Source organism: Aeromonas oralensis (assembly GCF_049665575.1).
Lineage (GTDB): Bacteria > Pseudomonadota > Gammaproteobacteria > Enterobacterales > Aeromonadaceae > Aeromonas > Aeromonas hydrophila.
Genome location: NZ_CP187186.1, coordinates 1,025,241 through 1,037,140 on the forward strand (window position 1 = coordinate 1,025,241; position 11,900 = coordinate 1,037,140).

Consider the following 11,900-nt stretch of genomic DNA (forward strand, 5'->3'; position numbering starts at 1 on the left):
CATCGACGCCGAGTCATCACCCTATGAAACCCTTGTCCCGTCTGCTGGTTGCCCTCTGCCTCTCGCCCCTGCTGGCGCAGGCCGCTCCGCTCACCCAGGTGACCCTGCCGGATGGCCGCCAGGTGCAGCTCAACGATGACTTTACCTGGGAATACCTGCTGCTCAAGCCCGCCGCCGACGGCAGCGCGGTGCAGGGCTCGGTGGCCGTGCCGGTGCTGACCGAGCAGGCGATGAGCAACCCCGAGCTGCTGGTTCAGGCCGTCAAGGACGGGATCGGCGTCAAGCTGGCCAAGGTGGAGGGCTCGGATCCTCTGCAACTGCAATTCATGGTGAGCAACACCGGCACCCGCAACGTGGTACGGGTACGCGGCAGCGTGACCCTGTTCAGCGAGCAGGGGGCCCAGCTGGTCAAGCAGGAGGCCCGCTTCTGGGTCGGCGAGAACCGTCTGCCGGAGTCCTATCTGCGCAAGGGGCAGCAGCGCCCCTCCATGGTGCTGGAGGTGCCGCGCCCGGCCGGCCTCACCGGCAAGCCCCTGGTGCGGGTCGAGATTGAGGAAGTGGAGTTCCGCTGATCCGTCATGCAACAGGCTCCTTCGTGGAGCCTGTCTTGATTGTTAACCCGGTAACCACCTGCAACAGTTGCTTACATCTGACATGGTTTGGCAACAGCTTGCCGCTCGGCATTTCTCCCCACCCTCTGCACAATGACCCCATTCCAGCTAGGTCTCAACTAGCTCAACGATGGAGTCATCAAAATGAAAAAAGTTGCACTTTCAGTTCTGGTTCTGGCCGGTTTCGCTTCAACTTCCGCTCTGGCTGAGGATGCCTTCAGCTACGCCAAAGGCGGCCTGACCTGGGCGCACACCAAGTCCGATTACATCGGCGGCAAGGATAGCAACAACCGCGACTTCGGCGGTCTGAACCTGGACCTCTCCAAGAGCTTCGGTTCCAACTTTTATGGTCGTCTGGGCAGCGAGTACACCTCCCGCAACGATGGCAACGACAGCATGGGCATCTCCAGCCTGGGTCTGGGTGTCTACACCCCGCTCAGCACAGGTCTGAACCTGTATGGGGAAGCTGGCCTGATGGGTTACACCATGGAGCGTCAGGTGGCTGCCAACGTCAAAGACAGCGGCTGGGATGTGATCACCCGCAAGAACAGCGGCAGCATGTACGGTGAGGCTGGCCTGCGCTACGACATCGGCGCGGTCGAGCTCTCCACCGGCTATCGCTACGCCAACATGACCGACGACATGCACGATTTCAAAGTGGGCGCCGCCTACAAGGTGAGCCAGAACCTGGCCCTCACCGCCGACTACACCTACCGCAAGTGGGACCTGCAACAGGGCTCCATCACCAGCCTGGGTGTGAAGTACAGCTTCTAATCATCCTTCCTGTAGTGTCTTCATTTTTACCCATGACCTCGGTCATGGGTTTTTTCATTTCCGGTTGATCCACCCTTCACCCTTGTGTCGTATCAGTCCGCAATAGTTATACAACTTCAATTTTTTTGTATAACTGCTATAACTGATTCAGACTTATACAAGGAGTGATGATATGTACAAGATCAAGGTTGGTATCAGCGCCTGCCTGCTGGGGCAGGAGGTACGGTTCGACGGGGGCCACAAGCGTTCCAGCTTCTGCGAGCGGGATCTCGGTGCCCACTTTGACTATCACCCCGTCTGTCCCGAGATGGCCATTGGCCTCGGGGCGCCCCGCGCCGCCATCCGGCTGGTGAAGCGCCACGGCGAGATCCGCGCCGAGGCGAGCAACGGCAGCTTCGACGTCACCGAGAAGCTGATTGCCTTCAGCGAGCAGAAGGCGCGCCAGCTCGACTTCATCTCCGGCTACATCCTCTGCGCCAAATCCCCCAGCTGCGGCATGGAGCGGGTGCGGATCTATGGCGCTAACAACGAGGGGAGTGCCAAGGAGGGGGTCGGCCTGTTTGCCAAGGCGCTGATGGAGGCCAATCCCCTGTTGCCGGTCGAAGAGGATGGCCGCCTGTGCGATCCCATCCTGCGGGAAAACTTCGTGTTGCGGGTCTTTGCCTACCACGACTGGCAGCAGCTCTGCGCGCGCGGCATCACCGCCTCTGCGCTGATCCGCTTCCACTCCCGCTACAAGTATCTGGTGCTCTCCCACGCCACCACCCACTACCGGGCGCTTGGCAAGCTGCTCGGCAACCTGGCCAAGGCCGACCTGCAGCAGGTGGCCGACAGCTACATCAAGGGGTTGATGGCGGCGCTGACTTTGCGGGCCAACCGGCGCAGCCACACCAATGTGCTGATGCACCTGCAGGGCTACTTCAAGCGGGTGCTGACTCCGGCCCAGAAGCAGGAACTGTGCGACACCATCGACAAATACCGTACCGGCGTATTTCCGCTGCTGGTGCCGCTCACCCTGATCCGCCACTACCTGCGCGAATACCCCAACCCCTATCTCGCCGAGCAGGTATATCTCAATCCCCATCCCGATACGCTCAAGTTGCGCTACGGGCTCTGAATACTATGTGCAGGCCCCGGCGGATGGCCGGGGCCTCTCCCTCAACCTTTGCTGGATGCCGTTATGTCTGATTTACCGCACGCCGCTTCTCCTTCGCCGGAGGAGGGGATCTACCCCATTCGCGAGGTCTCCCGTCTCACCGGGGTCAATGCCGTAACCCTGCGCGCCTGGCAGCGTCGCTACGGGCTGGTGCAGCCGGCCCGCACCGAGAAGGGCCACCGCCTCTACAGCGAGCAGGACATTCGCCAGATAGGCGAAATCCTGAGCTGGCTGGAGCGGGGGGTGAGCATCGGACAGGTGAAGGGGCTCCTGAGCGAACCCCAGGCCCAGCCGGTGAGCGATCACTGGCAGCAAACCCTGGAGCAGTTCAGTCAGGCGCTGCTCGCTTTCAACCAGCGCAAGGCCGAGGCCGAGCTGAACGACCTGCTGGCGAGCTACCCGTTCGAGCTGGTGCGCAGCCGGGTGCTGCAGCCGCTGGTAGAGCGCTTGCTGGGGCTGTGGCGCGAGCGCCCCGATGGCGAGCTGCTGCAACAGGTGTGGCTGGGCTGGCTGCATACCCGCTTTGCCCGCCACCTGATCGAGCAGGAGAAGGGCATGCCGGTCACCTTGGCGAGCTGGGGACAGGTGGGCCCGCTGGATCTGGTCTGGGCTGCTTACGAGCTGATCGGTCAGGGTTATGAGGTGCAGCTGCTGGGGGCGGTGGAGCCGCGCCATGCCAGCCTGCTTGAAGGACGCGCCGTCACTCCCTGGCTGGTACTGCTGGGAGCCGGCCTTGGCAAGCAGGAGCTGGCTGGCGTCTGGCCCGCCGGTACCCGCTTCTTTGGTGAGCTGGGACGCCTCTACGATGATGAGTGGCTTAAAGCTCACGGCTGGCAGGCGAGCCTTGCCGAGCTGATGGTGGACGCACCTGCTGCGGCTGGCGCCGGCGGACGCGGGAGGAAAAAATCATGAAGCTGGTCTGGTTTCGCAGCGATCTGCGCCTGGCCGACAACCCGGCGCTGCGGCATGGCTGCGCCGATGATGAGCCGGTGGCCGCGCTCTTTATCCTCTCCCCCACCCAGTGGCAGCAGCACAAGCTGGCCCCCGTCCGTCAGCGCTTTATGTTGGCCCAGGTCGATGTGCTGGGCCGCGAGTTGGCGGGGCTCGGCATCCCGCTCCATCTGCTGCGAGTGGAGACCTTTGCCGAGGTGCCAGCAGCGCTGGCAGAGCTTTGCCGCGAGCTGGGCGTAACCCAGCTCTACGCCAATCAAGCCATCGAGATCGATGAGCTGCGTCGGGACCAGGCCGTCACCGCCGCGCTGGCGGAGCAGGCGGTGGGTTGTCATTGGCTCAACGGCTGCTGCGTGCTGCCGCCTGGGCGGGTGCTGACCGGCTCTGGCGAGATGTTCAAGGTTTTCACGCCCTTCAGCCGCGCCTGGCTCAAAGCGCTCGATGAGGATGGTTTCGTCATTCATCGCGCGCCCACTGCTCGTAGTGAGCCGCTGCCGTGGCAGCCGCTGGCAGAGCGGGACTTCGTCGATGCCGCCCTTGGCGAACTGACGGCAGACCCCCGTTGGCCGGTGGGGGAGGCCGAGGCCAGCCGCTGTCTGAATGACTTTCTGGAGCAGGCGGTGCTCGACTATGGCGAGACCCGGGATTTCCCTGCCATCGCGGGTACCTCCGTGCTCTCCCCCTATCTGGCTGCTGGCATCATCAGCCCGCGCCAGTGCGTGGCGGCGCTCCAGCAGCGCCTTGGCTACCGCCCACAGTCGAAGGCTCAGCCCGGCTTTGTCTGGCTCAATGAGCTGATCTGGCGCGAGTTCTATCGCCACCTGCTGGTGCTGATCCCGACCCTTTCCATGAATCGGCCCTTCAAGCCGGAGACGGCTGCCCTGCCGTGGAGCTGGGACCCGGATGCCTTCGCCGCCTGGTGTGAGGGACGAACCGGCTACCCCATCGTCGATGCGGCGATGCGCTGCCTCAACGCCACCGGCTGGATGCACAACCGGCTGCGAATGATAGTGGCGAGCTTTCTCACCAAGGATCTGCACATCCATTGGCGGCTCGGGGAGGATTATTTCATGAGCCGACTGATCGACGGCGATCTGGCGGCCAACAACGGTGGCTGGCAATGGGCGGCGGGGACCGGGGCCGATGCGGCGCCCTATTTCCGGGTGTTCAACCCCACCACCCAAGGGCAACGATTTGATCCGCAAGGGGAGTTCATTCGTATCTGGGTCTCTGAGCTGGCTGATCTGCCTGCCGCCTATCTGCATCAACCCCACGACTGGTTGCGGCTCAAGGGGCGACACGATTATCCGGTCCCCATGGTGGACCACGCCGTTGCCCGGGTGAGAGCCATCGAGATGTTTCGCGCCCTGGAGAAATAGCATGGATGAGTCGCTGGCCCGCTTTGTGGCCCTCTATCAGCAGCTAAGCAGAGACGAGCTGCACCGTTTGCCGGAGGTTTACGCAAACGAGGTGGTCTTTACCGATCCTGCTCACCGCATTGAGGGGCTGGCGGCGCTCACCGACTATTTTGCCGTCCTCTATCAGCATCTGGCCTACTGCCGTTTCGTCATCACCAGCCAGCAGCTGCAGGGGCGCCAGGCCTGGCTCGGCTGGACCATGACTTTCTCCCATCCCAGATTGCGTGGCGGTGCGCCGGTGACGGTGGAGGGGGCAACCCGCCTGGAGTTCGATGAGGCGGGCAAGGTGTGCCTGCATCGCGACTACTTCGATCTGGGCGCCATGCTCTACGAGCAGTTGCCGCTGATAGGCCCCCTGGTGCGCACCATCAAGGGGAGGCTGGGCGCATGAGTGGCGGCAGGGTGCTGATTACCGGAGCCACCTCGGGCATAGGCTTTCAGCTGGCGCTCGATTATCGGCGTGCAGGCTGGCAGGTGTGGGGTTGTGGTCGCGATGGCGAGCGGCTGCTGGCACTGGGTCGTCACGACATCACGCCGCTGCAGTTTGACGGGCGCGATGCAAGCGCCGTGAGCGAAGCGGCCGCCTGCTTGCCGCGAGTCGATCTGGTGATCCTCAATGCCGGCAACTGCGAGTATATGGATGTAGCCGAGGGGTTTGACGGCGCCCTGTTTGCTAGGGTCATCGAGACCAACCTCGTTGCCACCGGTCATGCCCTGGCCGCCTTTTTGCCGCTGCTCGGGGCGGGCGGACGCCTTGCCATCGTCAGCTCGTCGGTGAGCTGGTTGCCGCTGCCCAGGGCCGAAGCCTATGGCGCCTCCAAGGCGGCTCTCGATTATCTGGCGGATACCCTGCGCCTCGATTTGGCCGGCAAAGGGATTGGCGTGACCCTGATCCGCCCCGGTTTCGTGGCGACGCCGCTCACCGCCAAAAATGATTTTGCCATGCCCTGCCTGGTGACGGTGGAAGAGGCTTCCCGCGCCATCATGGTGGGGCTCGCCGCCAGTCGTCACCAGATCCATTTTCCCCGCCGTTTCATCTGGCTGCTGCGCCTGCTCGGCGCGCTGCCGACGGGGCTCTGGCTGCGCCTTGGCCGCGCATTCGTATCGAAAGGACGCCCTTCATGAAGAAAAAGATCGCCATCGTCGGTTCCGGCATTTCAGGTCTGACCGCCGGTTTCCTGCTCCACAAGCTGCACGACATCACCCTGTTCGAGGCGGCGCCGACCCTGGGTGGCCACACCGCCACCGTCGACGTCCACCAGGCGGGGCGAAGCTATGCCATCGACACCGGCTTCATCGTCTTCAATGACCGCACCTACCCCAACTTCCTGCGGCTGCTCGAGCGGATCGGGGTGGCGCGGCAGCCGGCCGAGATGAGCTTCTCGGTGAAAAGCCCGCAGGGGCTGGAGTACAACGGTCACAACCTGGATACCCTGTTTGCCCAGCGCAGCAACCTGCTGAGCCCCCGTTTCTACGGCTTCGTCGCCGAGATCCTGCGCTTCAACCGCGAGGCGCGGGCCTGGCTGGCCGATGGTCAACATCAGGGCGAGGGCCCCGAGCTGACCCTGGGGGATTTTCTGCAGGTGGGGGAGTTCAGCGACTACTTCGCCCGCCACTACATTTTGCCGATGGGGGCCGCCATCTGGTCGTCGACCCTGGCCGATATGCGCGCCTTTCCCCTCGGTTTCTTCCTGCGCTTTTTTGCCAACCACGGGCTGCTCGAGGTGGCCAACCGGCCTCAGTGGTACGTGATCCCTGGCGGCTCGCGGGAATATATCGGCCCGCTGACGGCCGGCTGGCAGGCTCACATTCGTCTGGCCTGTCCGGTGCAGGGGATCCGGCGCCAGGCGGACGGGGTGCTGATCCAGAGCAGCTACGGCGAGGAGCGGTTTGACGAGGTGATCCTCGCCTGTCACAGTGATCAGGCGCTGGCGTTGCTGGCGGATCCGGGCGAGCGGGAGCAGGCCATTCTCGGTGCCATGCCCTATCAGGCCAACGACGTCTGGCTGCATACCGATGTGCGCTGCTTGCCGATGCGCCGCAAAGCGTGGGCCAGCTGGAACTATCAGCTGGGCGAGGATGACGGGGCGCGGCCGTTGGTGAGCTACAACATGAACATATTGCAGGGGGTGAGCTCGCCGCAGCCCTTCTGCGTCAGTCTCAATCCCTTGGGCAAGGTGGACGAGAGCAAGGTGCTGCGCCGCTTCGTCTATCACCATCCGGTGTTCAATCAGGCCTCTATTGCAGCCCAGGAGCGGCGGGCGGAGATCTGCGGCCAGCAGCACACCCACTTCTGCGGCGCCTACTGGTACAACGGCTTTCATGAAGATGGGGTGCGCAGCGCGCTGGACGTGGCCAGACGGTTCGGGGCCGAGCTATGAAGGGGGCAGTCCTGGTAGGACAAGAGGCGAGTGGCGAGGCCATGACCGGTACCCTCAGCGCCATCTGGCAGGGGTCGGTGCGCCACCGCCGCTTTGCACCGCGCGCCCATGCCTTCTCCTACAACCTCTTCATGCTGGGGCTGGATCTCGACGAGTTGTCACAACTCGATCGCGGGTGCTGGTTCGGGGTAGAGCGAGCAGGGCTGCTCTCGTTTCACCGTGACGATTATCTGCGTGGCAGCGAGGGGCCGCTCAAGCAGGCGGTGTGGGAGAAGGTGAGCGAACTGGGTGGCGATGCCGAGCCCGAGGGGCGGGTGCTGCTGCTCGGTAACGTGCGCTGTCTGGGGTTCTACTTCAGCCCGGTCAACTTCTACTTCTGCTACCGGCAGGGAGAGGCGCGCTATCTGCTGGCGGAGGTGTCGAACACCCCCTGGAACGAGCGCCACTACTACCTGCTGGATCTGGCGGCGCTGGCCCCTCACAACAAGGATTTTCACGTCTCCCCCTTCATGGGGCTGGCGATGCGTTACCACTGGCGCATTCGTCCGCCCGCGCAGGAGACACTGATCCACATCGAGAGTCATCCCGTATCCGGCGAGGCAAAGCTGTTTGACGCCACCCTGGCGCTGCGCCGAGCGCCGCTGTCGCGCAAGGGGCTGGTGGCCCTGCTGGCCCGCTGGCCCTGGATGACCATGAAGGTGCTGCTCGGGATCTACTGGCAGGCCCTGCGTCTTTTTATCAAACGAACACCCATTTTTAGCCATCCGGAGAGCCGCTAATGGAACTTGTGCAATCAACCCTCTCTGCCTCTTTCATCGACAAGGGGGCCAGGCAACTGCTGCTCAATCTGCTGGGGCGTCTCGAACATGGCCAGCTGCTGCTGCGGGATGGCGCTGAGCGCCACAGTTTTGGCGTGGCGGGCACCGATTTGCACGCCGAGCTGGTGGTGCAGGATCCGGCCTTCTATCGCCGCCTGCTGCTGGGGGGCAGCATCGCTGCCGGGGAAACCTGGGTGGAGGGGCTTTGGACCAGCCCGGATCCGGTGGCACTGGTGCGCTTGCTGGCCCGCAACCTGGCGCTGCTCGATTCCCTTGAGCGGCGCCTCGGCTGGCTCAGTTTCCCGTTCAACAAGGTGCGTCACTGGCTTAACCGCAATACCCTGACCGGGTCGCGCTCCAACATCGCCGCCCACTACGATCTCGGCAATACCCTCTATCAGGGTTTTCTCGACAGCCACATGCAGTACTCGAGCGCCATCTATCCCCATGCCGAGGCCACTCTCGAAGAGGGGCAACAGGCCAAGCTGCGTACCATCTGCGAGCGGCTGGCGCTCGGCCCTGAGGATCATCTGCTGGAGATTGGCACCGGCTGGGGCGGCCTCGCCGTCTATGCGGCCCGTCACTACGGCTGCCGGGTGACTACCACCACAATCTCCCGGGCCCAGCACGATTACGCCAAGGAGTGGATTGCGCGGGAGGGGCTGGGGGATCGCATCACCTTGCTGCTGGAGGACTACCGCAAGCTGGAGGGCAGTTACGACAAGCTGGTCTCCATCGAGATGATCGAAGCGGTGGGTCACGCCTTCCTGCCCGACTATTTCCGCCAGCTGTCGCGGCTGCTCAAACCCGGTGGTCGCCTGCTCATTCAGGCCATCACCATCGCCGATCAACGCCATGCCCAGTATTTGCGCGGGGTTGATTTCATCCAGCGCTACATCTTCCCCGGTGGCTGTCTGCCGAGCGTCTCCCAGATGGCGGGTCTGCTAGCGCGCGAGACCGACATGCAGCTGGTGCGGCTGCACGATCACGGCCACCACTACGCCCGTACTCTGGCTCACTGGTGCGAGCGCTTCCTGGCGCTGGCGCCCGAGCTGCCAGCCCTCGGCTACAGCCAGGACTTCATCCGCTTGTGGCACTTCTATTTCGCCTACTGCGAAGGGGGCTTCTGGGAGCGCACCATCAGCCTGGTGCAGCTGGAAGCGGCCAAACCGGGCCCACTCGGCTGGAGTGGAGATCTGCCCGTCGGCGGTCGCTGATCATGTGGCAGTGGGCCCATCTGCTGGGGTTCAACCTCTACTGGTTGCTGGCGGTGAAGTGGCAGCAGCCGGGCCCGCTGCTGGCACTGCTGCTGCTTCATTTTCTCTTCTCTCCCCGCCGCTGGCACGACTGGCGGCTCATCCCGGTCGCCCTTGCCGGCAGCCTGCTCGATGCCCTGCTCTGGCAACTCGGGCTGTTTTATTTCAACACCGGTTTTCCACTCTGGTTGGTGCTGCTCTGGTGCGGTTTTGCCCTGACCCTCTGCCACGGCCTGCGTTGGTTGCGGCCCTTGCCGCGCTGGCAGCAGGGGCTGTTCGGCATGGTGGGGGGGGCCTCCTCCTATGTGGCGGGAGCTGCCATGGGGGCAGTACACTTACCTTGGGGCATCGGGATCAGTGCGGCACTGCTGGCGGTGATCTGGATGTGGTGGTTACCCGTACTCCTGTGGGTAACGGTCAAGCTGGAGGGTGAAGCGAGATGAACACCTTTTCGACCGACACCTTGTTGTTTTCCAAATGGACCAAAGAGAGCCGGCACGAGCTGACCGAGCGTTTCTATCTGGTGGTGGCCTGTCAGCGTGACGCGCAGGGGCAGCTGCAGCAGGTGGTGATGCAGGACATCAACACGCTGCTGGAACAGGAGATGGACTGGCATGAACTCGAAGATCCCGCCCATTGGCACATGGGGTGGAATTAGCCTGCTGCTGGCAGGCTTGAGCCTACCGCTGACCCCTTTCGCCCAGACCGGGCAAGCCCTAGTTACTCCCTGGCAGCAGCTGCAGCCGGTCGGGCGCGGCGAGATGAGCTGGCTCTGGTTCAAGCTCTATGACGCCACCCTCTACAGCGAGAACGGCCGCTATCGGCCGGGTCACTATCCTCAGGCGCTCAGCCTTACCTACGCCAGAGCCATAAAGCGGGACGATCTGTTGAGCGCCACCGCCGCCGAGTGGCAGCGACTGGGGCTTGGCAGCGAGCAGCAGCGTCAGGGCTGGCTTGGTCAACTCGCCGCGCTCTGGCCCGATGTTCAGGCGGGTGACCGACTTACCTTCTATGCCGACAGGGGCGGTGCGGGCCATTTCTGGTGGCGGGACAAGCCGCTCGGCACCCTTGCCGATCCGCAATTTTCGGCGGCCTTTCTTGCCATCTGGCTGGCACAAGGGAGCCGCGATCCGGCGCTCACCCGCCGCCTGCGGGGAGAACGCTGATGCAAAAAGGATTCATGAAATACACCCACGCCTGTCGCTACCTGCTGTTGTTGCCGCTGCTGCTGTTGGCTGGTTGCGGCAGCAGTCTGGAGGATTATCGCGGCCAGGGCCCTGAATGGGATCTCGCCCGCTTCTTCAATGGCAAGCTGACGGCGCACGGTCTGGTGACCGATCGCAGCGGCGAGGTGACCAGCCGTTTTCGGGTGGAGATGCGCGGGCACTGGCAGGGGGGAAAAGGGGAGCTGTTCGAGCAGTTCTACTTTGATGACGGGCGCCAGCAGACCCGCACCTGGTTTTTGAGCAAGGGGGCGGATGGTCACTGGCGCGGCACGGCGGCCGACGTGGTGGGGGAGGCGGTAGGCAAGACGGCAGGCTTTGCCCTCAACTGGCGCTATCAGCTCGATCTGGCGCTGCCTGACGGCAGCGTGGTGCGGGTGAGTTTCGATGACTGGATGTACCTGCTGGATGAAGATCGCCTGCTCAACCGGGCTGCCATCAGCAAGTTCGGCATCCAGCTGGGGGAGGTGATCCTCTACATCGAGCGGCAGCCTGACTGAGCCGCCTTGCCGGCAGGCTACACGGATGATAGCCGTACTCTATCAATCAGTTAGATCCTAACTATTACCTTTTGAGTCTGATGAGTTCTAAGATGACCAGGTCGTCAAATCTGGAGGTGAAACATGAAGAGTCCGATTGGTCTTGATACCGTTCAATCACAAGCGCTGGCCGCCGAGCTGAACAAGTTGCTGGCCAGCTACCAGATCCTTTACATGAACGTTCGCGGCTTCCACTGGAACATCCGCGGCAACCAGTTCTTCGAGCTGCACCTTAAGTTCGAAGAGATTTACAACGACCTGCTGCTGAAGGTCGATGCTCTGGCCGAGCGCATCCTGACCCTGGATGGCGTGCCGCTGCACAGCTTCAGCGACTACCTGAAAGTTTCCGCCATTCCCGAGCAGAAGGGGCTGCACGACGGTCGTGCCTGCGTCGAATCCCTGCTGGAGAGTTTCCGCGAACTGCTGGTGGCCCAGCGCCGCATTCTGGGGCAGGCCGCCGATGCCGGTGATGAAGGGACTGCGTCCATTCTCTCCGACTATGTGCAGCAGCAGGAGAAACTGGTCTGGATGCTGCGCGCTTACCTGGCCTGATAGTTAACCAGGCCGGACGCTGCGAAGTATGCCGGCTTGATGAAGTGAAGGGCTGGATCTGCCTGACTAGACGCCAGCCCGACCCATTCCGTTATCGTGTTCTGTTGCAAACCTGAGTTGTCTCTCCTTTTATCCACCCGCTTGCCGCCCTGTTTGGGCGGCTTTTTTGTTTTTGATCTGCATCAATGAAAATTGAATTGGCAAATTGAATGCCTATTAAG

General features: G+C 62.9%; 15 protein-coding genes. All 15 read left to right on the top strand.

Features of this window, described 5'->3' with window-relative positions:
* Positions 1-23 precede the first annotated feature (23 nt).
* The 15 genes from ACPDZI_RS05040 (at position 24) to ACPDZI_RS05110 (ending at position 11,679) form a co-directional block, all read left to right on the top strand.
* Positions 24-572, top strand: a complete 549-nt coding sequence (locus ACPDZI_RS05040; protein WP_438834122.1) for a DUF3157 family protein — start codon at positions 24-26, stop codon at positions 570-572.
* Between the two features lie 183 nt (positions 573-755).
* Positions 756-1,385 (top strand): outer membrane beta-barrel protein, encoded by a 630-nt coding sequence (locus tag ACPDZI_RS05045; RefSeq protein WP_011705025.1) that lies wholly within the window; start codon positions 756-758, stop codon positions 1,383-1,385.
* 172 nt (positions 1,386-1,557) lie between these two features.
* A complete protein-coding gene (locus ACPDZI_RS05050; protein WP_011705026.1) occupies positions 1,558-2,502 on the top strand; it encodes a YbgA family protein in 945 nt (314 codons plus the stop codon).
* Positions 2,503-2,565: 63 nt separating this feature from the next.
* Positions 2,566-3,453, top strand: coding sequence for a MerR family transcriptional regulator (locus tag ACPDZI_RS05055; protein WP_438834123.1), 888 nt, complete (start codon positions 2,566-2,568; stop codon positions 3,451-3,453).
* The gene (gene phrB, locus ACPDZI_RS05060) at positions 3,450-4,871 is read left to right on the top strand and encodes a deoxyribodipyrimidine photo-lyase (protein ID WP_438834124.1); all 1,422 of its coding nucleotides are present in this window, start codon (positions 3,450-3,452) and stop codon (positions 4,869-4,871) included. Before ACPDZI_RS05055 ends, phrB begins: the two co-directional genes overlap by 4 nt.
* A 1-nt stretch (position 4,872) precedes the next feature.
* Positions 4,873-5,301: a nuclear transport factor 2 family protein gene (locus tag ACPDZI_RS05065; RefSeq protein WP_438377966.1), complete on the top strand. Its 429-nt coding sequence runs from the start codon at positions 4,873-4,875 to the stop codon at positions 5,299-5,301.
* Positions 5,298-6,035, top strand: a complete 738-nt coding sequence (locus tag ACPDZI_RS05070) for an SDR family NAD(P)-dependent oxidoreductase (RefSeq protein ID WP_438834125.1) — start codon at positions 5,298-5,300, stop codon at positions 6,033-6,035. Before ACPDZI_RS05065 ends, ACPDZI_RS05070 begins: the two co-directional genes overlap by 4 nt.
* Positions 6,032-7,291, top strand: a complete 1,260-nt coding sequence (locus ACPDZI_RS05075) for an NAD(P)/FAD-dependent oxidoreductase (protein ID WP_438834126.1) — start codon at positions 6,032-6,034, stop codon at positions 7,289-7,291. Before ACPDZI_RS05070 ends, ACPDZI_RS05075 begins: the two co-directional genes overlap by 4 nt.
* Positions 7,288-8,070, top strand: a complete 783-nt coding sequence (locus tag ACPDZI_RS05080) for a DUF1365 domain-containing protein (protein ID WP_438834127.1) — start codon at positions 7,288-7,290, stop codon at positions 8,068-8,070. The genes ACPDZI_RS05075 and ACPDZI_RS05080 overlap by 4 nt, the downstream gene beginning before the upstream one ends.
* Positions 8,070-9,326, top strand: coding sequence for a cyclopropane-fatty-acyl-phospholipid synthase family protein (locus ACPDZI_RS05085; RefSeq protein WP_323899562.1), 1,257 nt, complete (start codon positions 8,070-8,072; stop codon positions 9,324-9,326). Before ACPDZI_RS05080 ends, ACPDZI_RS05085 begins: the two co-directional genes overlap by 1 nt.
* A 2-nt stretch (positions 9,327-9,328) precedes the next feature.
* On the top strand, positions 9,329-9,808 hold the full coding sequence (locus tag ACPDZI_RS05090) for a DUF2878 domain-containing protein (protein WP_146061059.1): 480 nt from the start codon (positions 9,329-9,331) through the stop codon (positions 9,806-9,808).
* A complete protein-coding gene (locus ACPDZI_RS05095) occupies positions 9,805-10,023 on the top strand; it encodes a TIGR02450 family Trp-rich protein (protein ID WP_011705034.1) in 219 nt (72 codons plus the stop codon). Before ACPDZI_RS05090 ends, ACPDZI_RS05095 begins: the two co-directional genes overlap by 4 nt.
* Positions 9,980-10,531: a chalcone isomerase family protein gene (locus tag ACPDZI_RS05100; RefSeq protein WP_236662919.1), complete on the top strand. Its 552-nt coding sequence runs from the start codon at positions 9,980-9,982 to the stop codon at positions 10,529-10,531. The genes ACPDZI_RS05095 and ACPDZI_RS05100 overlap by 44 nt, the downstream gene beginning before the upstream one ends.
* Entirely contained in the window at positions 10,531-11,088 is a 558-nt protein-coding gene (locus ACPDZI_RS05105) for a DUF3833 domain-containing protein (RefSeq protein WP_438834128.1), read from the top strand. Before ACPDZI_RS05100 ends, ACPDZI_RS05105 begins: the two co-directional genes overlap by 1 nt.
* Positions 11,089-11,211: 123 nt before the next feature.
* Entirely contained in the window at positions 11,212-11,679 is a 468-nt protein-coding gene (locus ACPDZI_RS05110; RefSeq protein ID WP_011705037.1) for a Dps family protein, read from the top strand.
* The last annotated feature ends 221 nt before the right edge of the window (positions 11,680-11,900 follow it).